General features: G+C 42.7%; 10 protein-coding genes and 1 riboswitch. Of the genes, 5 read left to right on the top strand and 5 right to left on the bottom strand.

Translation table 11 applies throughout. The annotated features are described in order from the left end of the window. Positions 1–417: 417 nt before the first annotated feature. A complete protein-coding gene (locus KCTCHS21_RS03350) occupies positions 418–8,490 on the bottom strand; it encodes a DUF4430 domain-containing protein (RefSeq protein WP_130605116.1) in 8,073 nt (2,690 codons plus the stop codon). 153 nt (positions 8,491–8,643) lie between these two features. Further along, a riboswitch (cobalamin riboswitch) is annotated at positions 8,644–8,829 on the bottom strand. A gap of 484 nt (positions 8,830–9,313) precedes the next feature. Between KCTCHS21_RS03350 and KCTCHS21_RS03345 the strand changes: the two genes are divergently transcribed. The 5 genes from KCTCHS21_RS03345 to KCTCHS21_RS03325 are packed head-to-tail and all read left to right on the top strand — an operon-like array spanning position 9,314 to position 13,951. Next, positions 9,314–9,883: an RNA polymerase sigma factor gene (locus KCTCHS21_RS03345; protein WP_130605115.1), complete on the top strand. Its 570-nt coding sequence runs from the start codon at positions 9,314–9,316 to the stop codon at positions 9,881–9,883. After that, positions 9,858–10,619 carry a hypothetical protein gene (locus tag KCTCHS21_RS03340; protein WP_130605114.1) on the top strand — a complete coding sequence of 254 codons (762 nt, stop codon included), beginning with the start codon at positions 9,858–9,860 and terminating at the stop codon, positions 10,617–10,619. Before KCTCHS21_RS03345 ends, KCTCHS21_RS03340 begins: the two co-directional genes overlap by 26 nt. A gap of 1 nt (position 10,620) precedes the next feature. Beyond that, on the top strand, positions 10,621–11,505 hold the full coding sequence (locus KCTCHS21_RS03335) for an ABC transporter ATP-binding protein (protein WP_130605113.1): 885 nt from the start codon (positions 10,621–10,623) through the stop codon (positions 11,503–11,505). Then, a complete protein-coding gene (locus KCTCHS21_RS03330) occupies positions 11,502–12,800 on the top strand; it encodes a hypothetical protein (protein ID WP_130605112.1) in 1,299 nt (432 codons plus the stop codon). Before KCTCHS21_RS03335 ends, KCTCHS21_RS03330 begins: the two co-directional genes overlap by 4 nt. A gap of 11 nt (positions 12,801–12,811) precedes the next feature. Then, positions 12,812–13,951 carry a hypothetical protein gene (locus tag KCTCHS21_RS03325; protein WP_130605111.1) on the top strand — a complete coding sequence of 380 codons (1,140 nt, stop codon included), beginning with the start codon at positions 12,812–12,814 and terminating at the stop codon, positions 13,949–13,951. A gap of 369 nt (positions 13,952–14,320) precedes the next feature. Here KCTCHS21_RS03325 and KCTCHS21_RS03320 read toward each other — a convergent pair whose 3' ends face one another. The 4 genes from KCTCHS21_RS03320 to KCTCHS21_RS03305 form a co-directional block, all read right to left on the bottom strand. After that, the gene (locus tag KCTCHS21_RS03320) at positions 14,321–17,608 is read right to left on the bottom strand and encodes an S-layer homology domain-containing protein (RefSeq protein WP_130605110.1); all 3,288 of its coding nucleotides are present in this window, start codon (positions 17,606–17,608) and stop codon (positions 14,321–14,323) included. A gap of 122 nt (positions 17,609–17,730) precedes the next feature. Next, positions 17,731–19,056: a glycoside hydrolase family 125 protein gene (locus KCTCHS21_RS03315; protein ID WP_130616326.1), complete on the bottom strand. Its 1,326-nt coding sequence runs from the start codon at positions 19,054–19,056 to the stop codon at positions 17,731–17,733. A gap of 13 nt (positions 19,057–19,069) precedes the next feature. Further along, a complete protein-coding gene (locus KCTCHS21_RS03310; protein WP_130605109.1) occupies positions 19,070–19,903 on the bottom strand; it encodes a carbohydrate ABC transporter permease in 834 nt (277 codons plus the stop codon). After that, the gene (locus KCTCHS21_RS03305; RefSeq protein WP_130605108.1) at positions 19,896–20,783 is read right to left on the bottom strand and encodes a carbohydrate ABC transporter permease; all 888 of its coding nucleotides are present in this window, start codon (positions 20,781–20,783) and stop codon (positions 19,896–19,898) included. Before KCTCHS21_RS03305 ends, KCTCHS21_RS03310 begins: the two co-directional genes overlap by 8 nt. Positions 20,784–20,801 lie beyond the last annotated feature (18 nt).

Below are 20,801 nucleotides of genomic sequence, written 5' to 3'. Positions count from 1 at the left end.
TGACACCGTCTTTTCACGACGTTAAACGTTTATGTCGGAGATTATTCAGAAATGGAATGCGTGGCATATAACATATGGCTTACGAACTCAGTAACTCTTATTTACTCAAAATCTAATGGTTTTATATTTTAACGAGCTCCAGACATCTTATATCCATTAAAGTAGCACCGTTCCTCCTATATTTTACTCAATAACGCTACTGAAGTTCGTAAGAACAAATAAGTAGTCCATTTATCGGTAATAAGTTCGATACGGTTCGTTAGCTAGTACACACACACACTTCCCTCTGCATGCGCGATGCCGCAGGCGAGGTCATCGGCATGCGGCATGTAGCGAAAGTAGTGGGATGCGGTAGGATAGGGTAGATAATAAAAGAACACCGACCGCATGAGGTCAGTGTTCTTTTCGTTTCAGTACCTATTTCACTTCTTGGTTCTTGCTGTATTGATATGCTCTCATTGCAACAACGAAAGCCATCTCTCTGGTTACGACACCCTTCGGATTAAATTGCTCAGCGTTACCCATCATAATGTTTAACGCTGAGATGTCCGCAACCTGATTTTGTGCCCATGACGCAATTTGATCACGGTCTTTGTAGATTACGCTGGATTGAACCGGCTCCCGCTTCAACACTCTTGCAATCATGACCGCCATTTCTTCTCTTGTGATCGTAGCATTCGGCAGGAATTGACCCTTGTACCCGGTCACAATCCCGGCTGCATAAGCTACGTTAACGAACGGATAGAACCAGTTCGTTGCCTTGACGTCACGGAAAGAATTGGCACTCTCTCCATCTGCTTTAACGTTAAAGACTTCAACAATTAACTTAGCAAATTCAGCTCTAGTAATCTCGTCTTTTGGATTCAGCTTACCGTTATTCCCTTGAACAAACCCTTTCTGTGTTGCTTCTAGAATGAGATCGTAAGCCCATGTGGATACTTTGGCGCTATCCTTGTACAAATATGCCAAAGCCTTTTGTTCCTTCTCAGGCTCTTTTGTGCCCGGATCTTTTGTACCTGGACCGCCCGCACCTGGACCTCCCGTAACTGGATCTTTCGTACATGAATCTTTCGTACCTGAATCTTTCGTACCTGGATCTTTCGCACATGGATCTTTCGTGTCTGAGTCAGGAACATAGCCGCCCACATCTTTACCATAATCGGTCGTGTAGCGCCATTGCAGTCTATCTCCCTGGTTCAGCTTATAGTTGCTCGCACCATAATTCGGGAAAGTACCATTGACACTATACATCCAGCCGCTACCGCTGCCATGATCGAATTCTCCATCGTCTGCAATAGACTCAACATATACGCTATTGTATTTATTCGAGAAGGAATATCTATAAGAGATACCGCGCTTATCCATCTCTCTTTTCAAAACATCCCAAGCCGATTCACCCGGGGTAAATTCAACTGTTGTTGGCGATAATACATATCCTTTATTTATCGTCAGCTTGTCAATCGATAATTGAATCGTTGCTTTTACAGGTTCTGTAACGACACCGCCATCGGTTTTGTCCTTAACCGAATAGACGACAAAGTCTGTAAAGTGATTCGTTTTAACAATGAGATCATTTTCAATTTCATACGCATACGCATATGCATACTCTTGCTTTCCGCTCTCCAACCCTTTCAGGTCGCTAGGAAACGTTTGAATCGAAGAAATCTGGCCATTTTGAATAAATGCCGCTTTTTTACCCTTCATGCCTTTAAAGGTAAGGGTCACAAATCCATTCGTAAAGTGGATCGAATGGTCTCCGCCCATTGTAAAAAACTCGTTAACATCATTTAATTGCTGATTTGTATCTATTAAACCGATCAGGTTCGACTTAAGAGTAGCATCATTTTTATTATTGGACGTGATCAATTCAAGCGTTTGATTAGATCCGCCATCCATTGTAATCCCTTTAGGGAATTCGGTTATGATGCTTCCTCTTGAGACAGTCAGATTCGGCAACGCCGCATTTCCTGGAAAATTAATGAATGCTTTTGATTGCGCAGAATCAGGCAGCTTGACGGACACCTGCTTATCACTATCCGATTCTTTTACGTGAATCGTGTAGTCCTTACCGTCGTCAGAAATTATGATTGGCTGACCGTCATCCGGAAGGTCCACCGTACCAATAGGCTCTGTCACATCAATGTCAACATCTGTCATATCATACAGACTGGTTTCTCCGTTCAGATAACGGGTATAGGCGACAAGGGCATAGGTAGCTTGGTCCGTTGCCATCCCATTCACACTTCCACCTTTGGGATGAACAAATCCACCAGTCGGCACCGCATAGGTCAGCAAATTATCGACTGCGGAGTGGCCGTTCTTGTTAAACCTCTTATCGGTATGCGGATCAATACCCAGAGTGGTTAATGCAACAATCACTTGGGCGACGCTTTGGACATTTTCCTCGCCACCGCTGGAATAACCACCAGCCTCGTTCTGAACAGAAGAAAGCCAAAGAATTGCACGATCTACAGCCGCTTTAACCTTTGCCTTCTCCGCGTACGGAGCTAAAGCTTGAAGCGCCATTGCGGTTATGTCCGGATCAGCAGCCCCCGACAAGGACCAGCCTCCACCAGCAACTTCATGATTCACAATATAGTCAATCAGTTTTTCGCGTGTAGTTGGGTTGGCAATCCCGTTACTTACGGGGATGTCATATTGATGACTGTCGACCGCAATCAGCGCAAAAATTGGTCCGTTAATCCCTTGCTGGGTGACATAATCAAAGTCGGCTAGCGCTGCACTGATATTATACCCGGCAACGTTTTCGATGTCCTTGCCAATTGCCGTAAGGCCTAAGATAAGCCTGGAATGCTCCGTGCCCTTAGCGGCATGCAGCTTTCCTTCTGACATTAATCTTTTGACTTCACGAACCACATTGCTGTAATAAGTGGCGTAATAGCCTTCAGGAACCTTATATTTCGCGCGAGCAAGAGCAAGAATACTCCATTCCCCGTCACTCGTGCCGAATGTTGGATTGCTTACAGATTTCACCAAGTAAGATAAATGCTTATTCAGCTGTTCGTTTACATTGAGAGCTTCTTTTTTCGATCCAAATTGTTTGGCCTTGCTAAACGCATCGCGCGATTGGTCTAGCGCTAGTACTTTGGCATCCACTGTATCGTGGCTGGCATTTTCATCCGCTATTAATGCTTGGGCGGATTCAATAAGCTGCGCTAATTGACTGTACACTTCTTCCGTCACCCAATAGTTGCTCAGAAGAACATCGCTTCCGTCCATGCTCACGGAGACCGATCCCAGTTGTTTCTTAGCATCATCAACGGCCAGCCGCAGAGAAGCCTTTTCCGCTCCCGAAGTACCACGGCCCAAATCTACACCATAATTGGTCGTGTAGCGCAACTCTAGTCTATCTCCCTGGCTCAGCTTATACTGACTCGCACCGTAATTCGGGAAATTCCCATTGACACTATACATCCAACCGCTACCGCTGCCATGATCAAATTCTCCATCGCCTGCAATAGACTCAACATATACGCTATTGTATTTATTCGAGAAGGAATATTTATAAGAGATACCGCGCTTATCCATCTCTCTTTTCAAAACATCCCAAGCCGATTCGCCCGGGGTAAATTCAACTGTTGTTGACGATAATACATATCCTTTATTTATCGTTAGCTTGTCAATCGATAATTGAATCGTTGCTTTTACAGGTTCTGTAACGACACCGCCATCCGTTTTGTCCTTAACCGAATAGACGACAAAGTCTGTAAAGTGATTCGTTTTAACAATGAGATCATTTTCAATTTCATACGCATACTCATGCTTTCCGCTCTCCGAACCTTCCAGATCACTAGCAAACGTTTGAATCGAGGAAAGCTGGCCGTTTTGAATAAATGCAGCTTTTTTACCCTTCATGCCTTTAAAGGTAAGAGCCACAAATCCATTCGTAAAGTGGATCGAATGGTCTCCGCCGATTGTAAAAAACTCGTGAACGTCATTTAATTGCTGATTCGTATCTATTAAACTGATCAGGTTCGACTTAAGAGCAGCATCATTTTTATTATTGGACGTGATCAATTCAAGCGTTTGACTAGACCCGCCTTCCATTGTAATTCCTTTAGGGAATTCAGCTATGATGCTTCCTCTGGAGACAGTCAGATTCGGCAACGCCGAATTGCCTGGCAAATTAATGAATGCTTTTGATTGCGTAGAATCAGACAGCTTAACGGAAACCTGCTTATCACGATCCGATTCTTTCACTAATATCGTGTAGTCCTTACCATCGTTAGGAATATCGATAGGCTGATCGTCATCCGGAAGGACCACCGTACCCATCGGCTTTGTCACATCAATGACAACATCTGTCATATCATACAGACTGGTTTCTCCGTTCAGATAACGGGCATAGGCAACAAGGGCATAGGTAGCTTGGTCCGTTGCCATCCCATTCACACTTCCACCTTTGGGATGAACAAATCCACCAGTCGGCACCGCATAGGTCAGCAAATTATCGACTGCGGAGTGGCCTTTCTTGTTAAACCTCTTATCGGTATGCGGATCAATACCCAGAGTGGTTAATGCAACAATCACTTGGGCGACGCTTTGGACATTTTCTGCGCCACTGCTGGAGTAACCACCAGCCGCATTCTGAACAGAAGAAAGCCAAATAATTGCACGATCTACAGCCGATTTAACCTTTGCCTTCTCCGCATAATAAGGAGCTAAAGCTTGAAGCGCCATTGCGGTTATGTCCGGATCAGCAGCCCCCGACAAGGACCAGCCTCCACCGGCAACTTCATTATTCACAATATAGTCAATCAGTTTGTCGCGTGTAGTTGGGTTGTCAATCCCATCTCGTACAGGGATGTCATATTGATGACTGTCGAACGCAATCAGCGCAAAGATTGGTCCGTTAATCCCTTGCCTGGTGACATAATTAAAGTCGGCTAGCGCTGCACTGATATTATACCCGGCAACGTTTTCGATGTCCTTGCCAATTGCCGTAAGGCCTAAGATCAGTCTGGAATGCTCCGTGCCCTTAGCAGAATGCAGCTTTCCTTTAGGCATTAAGCTTATGACTTCACGTACCACATTGCTGTAATAGGTGGCATAATAGCCTTCAGGAACCTTATATTTCGCGCGAGCAAGAGCAAGAATACTCCATTCCCCATCACTCGTGCCGAATGTTGGAATACTTACAGATTTCACCAAGTAAGACAAATGCTTATTCAGCAGTTCGTTAACATTGATAACTACTTTTTTCGATCCAAATTGTTTGGCCTTGCTAAATGCATCGCGCGATTGATCTAGCGCTAGTACTTTGGCATCCACTGCATCTTGGCTGGCATTTTTGTCAGCTATTAATGCTTGGGCGGATTGAATAAGCTGTGCTAATTGACTGTATTCTGCTTCAGTCACCCAATAGCCGCTCTGAAGAACATCACTTCCATCCGTGCTCACGGAGACCGATACCAGTTGTTTCTTAGCATCATCAATGGCAAGCCGCAGAGAAGCCTTTTCCGCCCCCTTAACAATTACGAGCTTAGGAAAAATACTATAGTATCCTTCTCTCTCCAACGCCGTAAAATTAGGATTAGCACCTATTAGCGGATCAATATTACGATGATCCCCAATAGGACTGCCGTAAAAGCCCAATTTAAGATGTCCGTCATTGAGACTATAGCCGCCTTCTAGATCTTGTGGCACCTTGAATTCCAAGATATTACCCTGCGTTGTAATGTTATATTGTTTAGCAGCAGGAGTTGCAATCAATGTCCGGTTCGATCCTCCAAGAAATCTGAGCTGAGCATTAAAATTGTATATGCCCGATAGCTTGTTGGCCGGGAACGACATCCCATTCAATACAACCTTGACTTGATCTCCCGGACCAACCTCTTTACCTGGATGAGTCAAATTATCGACTGTCACAGTCAGCGGCCTAGCCGTCATGACCTGGTATTCGGCCAGACCTGCTTTTTCCACCTTGACAATATTACGACCTTCCGTCAGTAGCACACTGAACGATCCGTCAGCATTTGCAGTCACATTCTTTGTAGAGAATGTAACGTCTCCATAAGATACGCTTTCCGCCTTATGATTGATTTCAGGACGGAGTACGCTGACTGCGCTGCCTGCGGATGGGGTGAACGTATAGGTTGCTCCCGACTCCGTATTCAAGAAGTACACACTATCGATATCCGCATCGAATGCGCCATTCTGAAGGTTCATGACGTCATTGCCCGTCTTGTTCTCATTGGCCTTCTGATTGCGCGTCTTGTTGCTCTCGATGCCGGTTACAATACCTGTCTTGCCTTGACCTACCGTCACAACGAACAAGCCGACATTTTCCGGCCAAATTGCTCCATAAGCATCTTTTTCATTTGTAATATAAGTAGACCCGTTTACCTTAAGAGCATCATAAGTCACTTTAACAATCGCCGTTCCGTTTTCTTTCGCACGGATCGTTGAATAGCTGCCCGGCTCGCCTTTTACAATATCAATGACGTCTTGGCCGGAAATAATTTCATAATAAAAATCAGGTTCAAAGAAATAATTACCGACACCTTCAATTAAAGCTTGCCAGCTGCGTAAACTTAATAATTTAAATGTATCGCCGGGTGCTGCCAGCTTCAAGTGATTTTGTTCATTAATATTGAGATAAATATTCCCTTCGAAATGAGTTCCGCGGTTTAGAATCGAGTGAGGTGAAAGAACATTTAATTGTTGTTCCGTAATTTCCATTGCTGCACTCGCTGCATTCGCTCTAAATATCCCTGTGTTCGTCAGTTTACCTTCTTGACTTACCCGGTAGTTATATTCCTGGTTGTCCCCCAGCTTGTAGCGATACACCCGCTTACCCTCTTGAATCGTCGTTTCCAAAGGCTCGACTTGTTCAAACGAAACAAAATGTTTTGTTTTCCGACCTACGAACAATGTAGCTTTCTCAGGTACCTTAAAAGTAATGATTCCCGAGAAAGGTATCGTCCCACTAATATTTTGTGCTGTAGTGGCTAACGTGACCGTAACGCTGCTGTTAAGTGCAAGATAACCTTCGGCTTCCCGCGATGCATTTGGCGCAAAAGAATAAAAATAGGTTTTGCCCGTAAGAACAAGTACGGGATATTGACCCGTAGCCACCTTCGTTCCCAAAATCAAAGAAGTGTCGCTCGGACTGTCCTGACCGATCCTTACCGTATAATCTAAATCAGCATTCCATCCTGAATTACCGGCTTTAAGGTTCAATTGACGGAATGAAAATGTTTGGTTCAGCTCCGTCGTTACTGTTAACTTGCCTCCACCAATAGAGTTTCCGCTAGCGTCAATCCCTTTATAGCTATAGACTCCGGCAGATAAAGAAGATTTATATACTCTATAAGTGCCCGCTTCACCATCGCCGATATCCACGAGCTGATTTTTGGAATTATACAGCTCTAATTTAGTGGTTTTAGGTGCTACCGTAAACGTAATATTATATTTCGGTTGAGTTCCCTCTTCTAATAGGCCTTGTTTCTTGGCTTGATTAAAGGCCGTTTGAGCTTGATCAAGCGCCAATACCTTTGCGTCCACCTCTTCTTGTGAGGCATTAGAATTAAAGACTAACTGTTGAGCCGATACAATTACTTCGACCAATGCGTCAAAGTCTGCTTTTACAACCCAATAATCCATTGTGCTTACATCGTACCCGTCAATACTTACCTTAGCAGAAGCTTTGTTAATCTCCGCCGCTTCTATAGAGGCTACCAATTCAGCCGTATTCAGTTCAACGCTCTCACCCAATGCTCCAACCAAAGCTTTCAGTGCAGTGTTAACGACAGACTGGCTGCTTTCCATATTCTTGAGTGCATTATAAGCGTTATTGTAAGCTGACTGAACAGCTACATCAGCAAGAATTTCTGTTTTATGTGTGCTGCTGTTGATCTCTGCTACTTTTTTAGTTAATGCATCCTTATTGGCAGTCTCAATAAGCTTGCTATGACTTTCTGAGTTTTCCCCTAAGTCTGCCCCCAGCCCGAAGAGCGTGTATTGCCAACGAATGACATCGCCGTTTTCAACAAATTTTGCCGAAGAGCCGACATTCGGGAAGGAATTGTTGACAGCAAACATCCATCCCGAATTGGTGTAGTAATCAAATTGGCCTAACCAATCCTTATCAGTTCGATCGCCGACTTTCCCTCCAAGAGCTTGCAAGATATAAGAAGGGATATTTACTGCTCCTGCGCCCGGATCGTATACGCTAGACAAATAAAAGCTATTCTCTACGTTGCCTACACTCTGGTAGCGACCTTCTCCCAAGAGCTCTGAAATAACGGCTGCAGCATTGTCTCCTTCCTGAAAAGGAACAAGAACTGGCTCAATAAAGTAGCCTTGTCCCAATGTGAATTTCTCAACAGATACCGTTACATATCCCTTGGTGCCCTCGGCACTTGAAATGTCCCCTGCTGCCATCGCAGATGTTGGGCTGAACACTGAAAACATCATCAGTAATGCCAAGTATAAGGCCATGTATTTTTTCCATGTTTTTTGTAGCAAAATGATCCATCTCCTAAATCTTGATATATTTTTGTAGAACAAAAAGACACCTCTCACTAGTCATTGTGAAAGGTGTTTTACAAACGGATATAAGGACAAACCAATGCCCATATAAATGCACAGTTAAACATCTCTCCTCTCATCCTCGTGAAATCGTAGAAAAAGTAAATGGCATGTATCCTGGCTTAGCTTCATCGTATGACTAACTCCTTCCCGTATATTAAATACAGTGGAAACACGTTAGCATACTCAGCATTACAGTGGCGGGACCGCGTCAGATTTGCACTGATCTTCCATTCTTAGCTATGTAAACATAGCGCCATGTACCTAAGTATATGAAGTTGTAATTTAATACTGCCGACTATACCATTGGTTTTCCCATTTCTACCATCAATAGTATTATGAAACTTAAGTAATACTATTGGGTCGCTCATAGAAGATTACCCCATTTCACAATGATGTGCAATCGTTAGTTACTGAGGAAAAAGTGAAGAATCAGCGCTCCGGTTCTATTGTGGGTAAGCATTGTCCATGTTCTACCAGCATATGCAGTTTTTATAACGCTAATGACAGAAGCTGTAGTTAATCGTCATGCGTGGGCACAAGCAATTACTAGTGTTATTTAACTCTAGATAACTATATAATAAATTTCCTTCGACCCCATAGTGCAGTACTACTAAAGAGAATTTGTTTTCAAAATCAACTTTTGAAAAGTCATTAAGATTGTAGGCGACCACGCTCAACCAAACCAAATAAAACTTTTCCCAATCCTATTACGCATATATGTTGTGAGCAGTACTTCGCTACGGAAGTGAGAGGTGTTATGGATACAGAGTCTACATGGATTAAGCAAATTAAGCTGAAATCTAGTCAGGGTGCAGCCGATGCACTCGTTTCCAGTTACTATAAGCAGATTTACGCCTATGTCTACAAACAGACGATGAACAAAGAAATAGCTATGGATTTGACGCAGGAAATATTCATTAATATGCTGCAATCTCTTCCTCACTTTGATGGAAAACGGGCCTCATTCCGTACCTGGCTGTACAAAATAGCAACGAATCGAATTATCGATTACTATCGCTCCAAAGCTTATAAAATCAGCCGTGCCTCTGTAACCTTAGAGGATGAATTGATCGGTACAGTAGATTTCACGCTAATGGTCGAGAACAAACAGCAGGTTGAGGATATTGTCGCTGTAGTCAACCAAATGGACGTATCTGCCCAGCAAATATTCAGGCTGAAATTTTTTGCGGAATATACGTTTGTGGAAATATCTGCACTTCTGCAGTTCTCTGAGTCCACAGTAAAAACAAAGTACTATTCCATGATCAAAAAGATCAAAAAAAGTCTGGAGGCGGATACCCATGGATCGAGAGCCATTCACGATTGATTTTCCGGATGACAGCATCATCGAAGCACAAATCAAAATCATAGTAAAAGAAGGTTTAGTCGCTCAAGAGTCCTTCTACTCCTATCTCATAAACATGTATAGGCAGCTCGGCTTCAAATATTTGTTCCGCGATATAACGGAAATTATTTTCGCCCTTTCACTAGGCTTCTTTGTACTCTTATTCGTAGCCTTTGAAGCCCATTATAATCCGGCGATTACAAGTGATTTTGTTTACGCTTATATTTTTATTCTCTCTCCCTTGCTGTATCTGTTAACCTCAGTGCTCTTCTTTATCCAAAAAAAGAATAGGGTTAACTACGAGGTGGAAATGGTGTGCAAGTACAACGTGTACCAGCTAGCCGCTTTCCGCATGCTTGCATTTAGCCTAATTTGCATGATCTTGAATGCCGCTTTGATTTATTTCATCACCGTTTCCTTTCAGCAGATCAGCTTCTTCTATGCATTAATGGTATCGACCACATCGTTATTTTTATTTTCAACAGCCTTCTTATATATGATTATCCGGATTTCATCAACCATCGCCAAATATGGCCTAACCATCGGCTGGGTACTCCTTAACCTCTTATTGCTCAATTTCAGTACCGAGCTCTATACGCTATTTCTCAGCAAATTGCCCATCTATGTCTATGTGGTTATAGCAGTCACTTGTTTTCCCCTCTATATCAAACATCTCAAAAAGCTGATAACGTTCAGAAGCACAGGAGGCGTGATTTAGCATGTTAACAGTTAATCAGGTAAGCAAGAATTTCGGCAGCTTTTGTGCCCTTAAAGGGATTAATCTTGAATTCACCAATGGGGTATACGGTTTGTTAGCTCCTAATGGTGCCGGCAAAACAACGCTTATTAAGATGCTCGCGACCTTACTATTTCCAAGCGAAGGTGAGATCCTCTACAAGGGTGAAAGTATTATTAGAATGGATGAGCGCTACCGTGAGCTGCTCGGCTATCTCCCCCAAGAGTTCGGATATTACAAAAATGATAGCCCTAAGAAATATTTGCTTTATATTTCAGCTCTTAAAGGGTTACCTGCTAGCAAGGCCAAGAGGCGTGTACAGGAGCTTCTGAAGCTGGTAGCGCTTGAGCAGGTCATGAACAAGAAGATGAAGAAATTTTCCGGGGGCATGATTCAGCGAGTAGGCATTGCGCAAGCTATGCTTAATGATCCTAAAATATTGATTCTGGATGAGCCAACTGCTGGGCTGGACCCCAAGGAACGAGTGCGCTTCAGAAATTTACTGACGGAGCTGGCGAGGGATAGGATTGTTATCCTATCTACGCATATCGTTTCCGACGTGGAATCGATAGCCAACGAAATTGTGATGATTAAGGACAGTCAAGTGCTGTATAAAGACAGTATCGCGAGCATCTGCAAAGTAATCGAAGGATGGGTATACGAAACGGAAATCGATTATGATGCTGCATCTGAATTCAGAAAGCACTACTTATCCTTGTCAGAGAAGCAAGAGGAAGGCAAGCTAAAGATCCGATTTATTAGCAAGGAAGCAGCAAACCCCCTATGGAAAGCTGTATCTCCAAGCCTGGAGGATGTGTTTCTGTATATTTATCAGGACGAAGCTGCCGCCCAGGAAGTAAGAGGATGAACAAAAAGAAGCTAGATCTGCGCATCCATAGTTATGAGCTTAAAAAAGCCTTTACTTCACCTGTCATTCTGACGCTGATCGCAGTGTTTTTGGCCTTCAATCTTTCCCTTATCTATAGCCATATTTACGTCAAGGATGATTTAAAGATCCTGAACAAGCTTGTAGACCGTTTTGGTTATGTGATTGATGCTGATATGGAAAATGATTTTCAAAAATATTATTCCACACAGCTTGGCGAAATGAATGAATTAACGGAGCGCAAAAGCGGTACAGCTTACACGTATGCAGGGGATTTTTTTGAATATGACAACTACAAACGCTATGTACATCAACAGCCTGAGCTTTACAGCCCCGCAGAGCTAGATTTCATACATGAGCTGCGCGTTATAGAAATGTATTATTTCAAGATCCAGGAAATCGATAATACCTACAATAAACTGGATTTAATGCTGATTGCTGAAGATGAAATCGGAAAGTACGGCTTAAGCGGACAAGCTGCAGAAACCGTCAGAAAGAATTACGCCAAATTAACTGAACGGCTAGATACACTTATTCAGAACGGAGAACACAAAAACCTGTTCTATAGCGGACCTCATTACCAAATGCACACCCTGCTATTCAAAACACTGCTACGAGCTTTGCTGTTCCAAATCATGATTCTAGTCGTCTTAATTACCGGATATATAAGCAAATATGAGTTTGAACATAGAACGCATCTGCTTGCCTATTCCACGAAACGGGGCCGAAAGCTGGCGGTGGACAAGCTTCTCGTCTCCATTGTAGCTAGCGGTATTGTGACCACTATTCTGGTAGGACTTACTTTTGCAGCCTATTTCATTATTTACGATTATTCCAGGCTATGGCATGTGCCCATCAGTAGTTTTTTTAACGCAGAGTATAAGCTTCCTTATATATCCTGGTGGAATATGTCCTTTTTGACCTTTTTATTGTGCTCTGTGGCGCTAGTTTATGCCTGCCAATTGCTTTTTAGCGCCGTGACCTTCGTGCTGTCTACTTTTATCCGTAATAGTTACTATATTTTTGCAGGCTTTGCTATTTTATTCGGACTCATTCTGCTCCTTCCAAGCGTTGTTCCTTTCGACTCAAACGCCGTGCTCCTGAGCGTATATACCCCCTTCAATCTTGTTCTAAATCCACAAAATCGGTTTATGGAGGGTGGAGCATTCGGCACATCTAAATACTATGAAATCATTACAATCGCTGCCTGGTCATTACTCCTTCTTACATTGTGCTGGCTTAGTATCAAAAGGTTTATGAAACAGAATATAAACTAAGGAGATCGTATATGAGAATCATAAGCCATGAAATTAGGAAGGTATTCAATCTGAAAATGGTGGCATTGCTTCTGTTCATTAGTGCTATAATGTATCAACTATTTATTAGCTTTTATTTTGAACACTTCCCTAACGGCAGACCGGCTCTAGATGACTATCGTATAAGTGTGCAAATGCAGAAGGATTATGGCACACATATGGACGAAGAGGAGTTTCAGCATTTTCAGCAGCGATATAAGGATCAGATAGTAGAAGTAGAGCATTACCTACAATCCCATAAAGGCTTTGTAGATGCTGGAGTCACGACTTATGAGGATTTTAGAAATATGCCGTTTGATTCTGAATTGGGAGCCCTTCGTTCAAAGGAGTACAATGAGCCCGGAAGCAATCCATTTTATGAATTACAGGTCAGAGAAAATCTTATTAAGAGCTATGAACACAAAGAAACCGATAAACTCCTTACTTATATGAAGCCAATTAAAGAGGAGCAAGCAGCCAGAATCAAGCAAGTGGTGGAAAATGAAGGAGTCACAGCCATCTTCCCCTACATTGTTTTTGAGAATTATAAAAGTCTAATAACCTATGTGTCTGTACTGGTCGTGTTAAGTGTTAGCTTTATCATCTCTCCAATGTTTATCATGGACAGAAAAAATCACGTGATAGATCTGCAGTATACCGCCAAAATAGGAAGAAAAATGTTCAGAAAGAAAATAGCAGCAGCTATGGTAGCGGCATTCCTCATCATTACTGCACAGCTAATCTGTTTTTTCCTGCTGTATTCTGCTAATCATGTGAGTATGTTTTTCAACTCTAACATCAATTCGGTATTTAACTACGGTGCCTTTTGGTATGATCTAACCTTTCTCCAATACATAGTCCTGACAGTAGTCGCTTTGTATGCACTGGGAATGATTGTTACACTATTCACGCTGTTCATTTCAAGCCTCGCACCTAATTACATAACGATTATCGGAGCTCAGGTACCTCTACTCTACATTGTATTAGGTGTGTTGTTCGATGTTATGATCGGCGATTCCATCAACATTCGCTACTCACAATATACTCAGCCATTAGCCTATCTGGGGTTAATTGCGGCAGCAGCCACTCTGGTTGCAGTGAAATGGAAAAGGGAACGGCTTGCTGACATTTAAGTACTATTCCGACAACGGAACAGCTAGCTGGCTAACGAACCTAGCAGCTCTTATTTGCTCAAAATACGATGGTTTTATTTTGTAATGAACCCCAGTCATTTAATATGCAGCAAAGTAGCTCTATTTCTCCTAAAAACAACTCAATAGAGCTATTGAAGCTCGTTAAAAAAAATAAGAAGCCATTTTAGAGGTAATAAGCTCATCCCGGTTCGTTAGCTAACGCCCCTAGAAGCTGCACGCTCTCCCGGCAACCGCCATCTTTAAGCACCTAAGAAACAAGGCCAACCCTCTCTGGTTGACCTAATAATAAGAACAAGAACCTACCGCAAAATGCGATAGGTTCTTGTTCTGTTTGTGTTATTTTAGTAATTAGGGTGCCTGATCATTATATTCATCTTTAATTGTTTGAGTCGGATCAATTAAAATAGAATCAGTTGGAGAAATGTCTTCTCCATCCTTAGTACCTAAACCCTTTTCGCCAAATGTTTTTCCAGATTGCTCGATCATATCTGGATTTGCAAAGTTATTTGATAAGCTTTCAAAATTCTCACCAGTAATTCGACCATAATTTGAACCTAGACTACTTATCACTGCATTTAAGGCATAGCTCTTATAGATGGTGCCATCATTACCGCCAACCAAGCCTCCGACATAGTCTTTACCAGTAACATTACCTTTAGCATAGGTGAATGCTATATAGCCCTCATTATCGCCAACCAAACCTCCGACATAATCATTACCTGTAACAACCCCGGTGGCAGAGCTGGTAGTAATACGCCCAGAATTTCCACCAACCAGGCCTCCAACAGCACTTTCACCTGTAACAGCCCCTGTGGCAGAGCTATCAGTTATTTCACCTTCATTATGCCCGGCCAAGCCTCCGACAAAAAATTGACCTGTTACAGCGCCTGTGGCAAAGCTGTTAGTAATAAAAGCATTACTCCCATTCCAACCAACCAGGCCTCCGATATTACCTAAACCTGTAACTGCCACTGTAGCAGAGCTATCAGTTATTCCGCCAAAATTTATGCCAACTAAGCCTCCGACAAAAAATTGACTTACAACAATCCCTGTGGCATAACTCTTAGTTATTTCGCCAGAATTCAAGCCAACCAAGCCTCCGAATGCGCCGTACCTTTCTTCATCTATTACATCACCTGTATAAGACAATGTAACAGCCCCTGTGGCATAACTGACGTCTATAATACCTTTATTACCGTTATTACCGTTATTACCGTTATTACCGTTATTGCCAACTAAGCCTCCAACAACAGATTCACCTGTAACGGCACCTGTGGCATGACTCTCATTTATAGGGCCATAATTTTTACCAACCAGTCCACCGATATTACTTAAACCTGTAACAGCACCTGTGGCAGAGCTAGTAGATATTGAACCCCAAGACCATTCATTACCATTTGCTCCAACCAAGCCTCCAACAGAATCTTGACCTGCAACAGCACCTGTGGCAGAGCTACCAGTTATTTCGCCATAATTATCGCCTACTAAGCCTCCGACATAATCATTTTGACCTGTAACAGCCCCTGTGGCATGGCTGGTAGTTACTTTACCTTCATTATAGCCAACCAGGCCGCCGACAGAATAATGACCTGACACATTTCCTATAGAATAACTATCGACTATAGTAGCATAATTGTCGCCTACCAGGCCTCCGAAAGAGTAGTAGTCTTCTTCTTCACCTTCACTTGTAGACCCTTCTATAACAACGTTGGTATAACTCTTTTTTATAGTACCATCATTCACTCCAACCAGGCCGCCGACAGCTCCTTGACCTGAAACATTCCCTGTCACATAACTGTTATCTATAATACCTTCATTATAGCCAACCAGGCCGCCGACATTGTATTGACCTATAACCTTCACACCTACTAATGCAACATTAATTAGTATTGAAGTATCACTTATGAAGCCAAATAAGCCTTGTTTGTTTGAATCTTCCCTGTCGATATTTAGATTAGATATTGTGAACCCGTTACCGTTAAAAACCCCTGTGAATGGATCTTCTGATCCAATAGGGTTCCAGCCCCCGTCTTCTTTGAAACTTCCTAAATCAATGTCCGCAACTTGAATATAGTGCCCACCTAGACTACTATCGCTATCTTCACCAATATCAGCCAAGTCTTTCTCGGTTGCGATTGGTATAGAGCCTGCAGGTATTTCTTCGACTTTAATAGCTTCCGATGCAATTGATATATTGCCTGCTGCATCTACGGCATACACAACATATTGTCCTGCTGGGAAATTCAATGTACTTAAGCGAACTGATACATTTGCTACAGCAGTAACTTTACTACCACCCGTTGCCAATGCTGCATTTAAGGCGGCGATAGTTTTATCCGTTGCTGCTGGAACTAAGTATAGGCTTCCTGCTTCATTACTTGTTGCCAATACATTACCACCAATATAGACGGACACGGAAGATACATTGGATAACACAGGAGGTGTCGTATCACGTACAACACCACCGTCATTACCACCACCACCAATTATTATAGGGGTAGTAGGTTTGATCGTTGGAGCCTGAATGTCTTTGGCCGTCTCAACGCTCTTCGGTGCTTTGTCGAACGTTACGCCTGAGATATTGATGATGGCTTTATTTACTGCACCTTCACCGATTATGTTTGCAATCGCATTAATAATAGCTTTCTCAACTGTTACTTTATTGCCTAAGTCCAACAATACGTTTGAATCTAACGTGATACTTTCGAAGCTTGAAGCGCCTCTAACAACAATACGTATTTTACCGCTCTTCTTGTTAACAGTTACATTGACAAGAATCGTGTCATCCAAATGTATACTGTTTTCTCCACCACCGTTAATTTGGGTATTTCCCTTAACGGTTACGCCTTTAAGGAAGACGTCGCCTTCGCCAACCGATCCCGCGATGACTAGATTTCCTTTGATCGTCACATTCTGCAGCGTCACACCTGCTGCTGTAATGCTGACGTTACCTTCTACGATCTGTTTCCCCTCCGCTGGACCGTGGGTTCCTGCTTTATCAATCGTCCACAGCTCAGGTTGTACGGCCTTAATCACGCGGTCAAGCACAACGATAGCTTCTGCACGCGTTATGGATTTGGATGGGCCAAAGGTTCCGTTGGCATAGCCCTTCATATATTCATGCTCCACGACAGCGCCAATCGCTTCCTTGCTCCATTGTGGAATCTCATCCTTGAATACGGCTGCCGCTGCTTCATTTCCTGTAAGCTTAGCAAGTTTCACGATGATGGTAGCAACCTCTTGCCGAGTGATCAACAGGTCCGGTTTAATGGTTCCGTCTTGGGAACCGCTAATATAGCCCGCAGCGACTGCCTTCTTCACAGTCCCTTCATACCAGGCTCCCTTTTTCACATCGCTAAAGCTAACCTCTTTTTCTTCCGTAAAGCCAAAACCACTATTCACAAAAGACATAAATTCCGCTCTTGTCACTGTGCCATTAGGCTTGAACGAACCATCTGCATAACCTTTAATTAGACCCTTGTCGTTCCATTCTTGAATCTGTTTACTTGCCCAATAACCCTCGTTCACATCCTTAAATGCGGCCGCATTGGCTACAGATCCTATCAATAGTGCCATTACTAGAATTACACTGAAGAGTGACCTTCTTAGATGCTTCATTGTTTTCCCTAACTTCATTTCTAGTCCTCCAATACCATTTTTATTCTAATCCTATAAATCGACTAGTTTCGACCTTTTGTTCAATCATTAATAATAGCAGTTTTATCCAAATAAAAAAATCCCCCAAATGGGGGGTACGATTAATTATCAAAAAGATCACGTTCCATAGCCTTGTATATTAGCATAGAGAACATGCTGTTGGACCACGCAAACCATGATCGTGTAAATATCGCCGGATCGTCGGCATGAAATCCTTCATGCATATAACCGGTATTCGCATCCGTTGCTTCCATCATATTGATCACTTCCATCATTTCTTCATTACTGGAAGCTGTCAATCCTTGCATAGAAAGCGCCAAATGCCACACATAGTCAGGTGGTGTATGAGGACTACCGATACCTTTTGCTATTTTACCTTCATAATAATAAGGATTATCCTTACTAAGAATGAATTTCCGCGTATTCTGATAAATCGGATCTTCATTCGTTGTGTATCCGAGATACGGGATCGACATTAGCGATGGAGTGCCTGCATCATCCATTAAGCAATGATTGCCGAATCCATCTGTTTCATAGGCATATATTTGTCCATATTTAGCGTGATTAACAACACCATATAGACGTATACCATGCTCGATCTCTTCCTCAAGCTTTTCCATTTCCTTAACGAATAGCTCGTCACGGAACACATATCGCGCAATCTCCTGCATTTGGCGAAGCACTGCAACAACGAACATATTCGAAGGAATATTATAATGGAAATCACATGCATCATCGCTTGGACGGAATCCAGACCAGATCATTCCGGTATAATTAACTGACATTCCCTTCCCTTCGTTGCGAAGAGTGTCAATAGCAGGACAATTCCGACGCATGAACGTATAAGGCGATTGCTGCTCATGACGCTGCTCCACCTTCCACAAATCAACCGTTTGACGCATAGCTAGCCGGAAATTCTCATCGAATATGTCTGTCTTTCCGGTTTCTTTCCATAAAGAGTAGGCAAGCTGCATCGGAAAGCATATCGAGTCTAGTTCAAACTTCCGTTCCCACACCCAAGGGGACATATCCGTTTCATCATTAGCATCCCAATGCCAATCATTCGGCCCCTCATTAAAAGCATTAGCATAAGGATCTTTGAGAATATAAAACATTTGACGTCGAATCAAACCGCCAATAATCCGTTGTAGCTCTACATCGTCCTTGGCAAAGGGCAAGTAATGACGCACCTGTTCAACAGAATCACGTAGCCACATAGCTGGAATATCGCCTGTTATTACAAAGGTCGTACCGTCATCCATCAATTTGGTCGTCGTTTCTAACGTATTAGGAAAACAATTCTTAAACAGCTTAAGCAGCTTAGGGCGATGCGCCAGCTTCTGCTCTGCCGTTTGTAATACCTTCTCTACACCTTCGGGAAGGGGAAATGAACCTAAATCAATTTTCGGCAGTCTAAAACGCTCCATCATTCAGCTCTCCTTATCCTTTTACAGCACCAGCTGTCATTCCCTGCATAACCTTCTTGGCAAAGGCCAAGTAAACAACTACAACAGGCAAGACCACAATAACCATTGCCGCTAGCATCTGCGTATAGTTGGCTGTATACTGTCCGTTGAAATTAGTGAGACCGATTGGCAAGGTTCGCAATTCCGGACTCTTAATCAGTACAAGCCCAAACGGGAATTCGTTCCAAGCGCCAAGGAAAAATAAGATGATCGCCGTCGAAATAACTGGTAAGCAGAGTGGAAATACGATGCGCATTACCGTGTTTGTTGAGCTACTACCATCGATACAAGCCGCTTCCTCTACATCAATCGGTACCGTCTTAATAAAGTTCTCGAACAGGAAAACCGCCATCGATAAATTAAAGGCTACATAAGGAAAAATGAGCGTAATTTTCTTATCTAATAGGCCCAATGCTTTGAATTCAACAAAGATGGGAATGAGTAGGCCGTGAATCGGAATAAGCATACCCGTCAAAAACATGAAATAAATAATGCCGCGGAAAGGAAACTTAAACCGCGCGATAATATAGGCTGTAAAAAAGCCAAATAGTATAGTGAAAACAACAGTAAACAAGCTAACAAAAGCACTATTCCAGAAATACGTGCCCATCTTCCCTATTTTGAACGCATCAATATAGTTTTGGAACTGAGGGTTAGAAGGCAATGACATAATATTGAGATTAAATTCTTGCGAAGTTTTTAAGGAAGAGTAAAGCATCCATATTAAAGGGAAAATACACGACAATGATATAGCGAACAAAAAGACGTTAACCCCGATTTGCCCGATTCTATTTGCTGCCTTAGTCACGGTTTCTCCCTCCAATCATACGGCTAATAATAATCAAACCAACGCTTAAGACCATAATGCCGACGGATATTGTACTACCGTAACCAAGCTTGTACGATTTAAACGAAGTGTCGTATGCATACTGTGCCATAACGGTCGAGCTGCTGCCCGGTCCGCCACCTGTCATAACGAAAATGCTATCGAACGCCTTCATATTCCCTGCAATACAGAGCATGATGGCGATTTTTATCGTGGAGGACAATAACGGAAGTGTAATGTATCGCATTTTCTTAAATCCTGTTGCACCATCAAGCTCGGCCATCTCATAGACCTCACTATTAATGCTTTGCATGGCAGCCAGAAAGATAATCAGGTAGAACCCGATATATTGCCAAACAATCGGTACCGTAACGGAGTACATAACAAGATTCGGATCATCCAGCCATGGTTTTATCCACGACTCTAAGCCGATGGTCCGTAGCATCCAGTTCAGCATCCCTGCATCCTGGTTATAAATCATTCCCCATAAAAACCCGATTACGACGGATGAAAGAACGACGGGGATGAAGATGACGGTACGATGAAATCCTTTCCACTTCACAACCTTCGACATCAAGAAAATACTGATAACGAAAGCTATTCCAATCTGACCGAACACACTAAAAAAGACAATAAGTAAATTGTTCACAAAAGCATTCCAGAAATTGCCATCTGTAATCAAAACCTTATAATTATCGAGCCCGATGAATTCCATTTTGGGACCACCAGACCACTTAAAAAAGCTGTAACGTACAGCTAAGAGGACCGGAACGAGAACCATAAAAGCAAACAATATTATACTCGGCAACAAATAGATTAAGAATGTAATCCGTTTGGGGCGGATGGCCGATGAATCATTCATGCTGCTCCTCCTTTGAAC

Origin of the sequence: Cohnella abietis (assembly GCF_004295585.1) — a bacterium.
Classification (GTDB): domain Bacteria; phylum Bacillota; class Bacilli; order Paenibacillales; family Paenibacillaceae; genus Cohnella; species Cohnella abietis.
The sequence above is the reverse complement of the archived record's forward strand: the minus strand, read 5'-3'. Positions and strand labels throughout refer to the sequence as shown.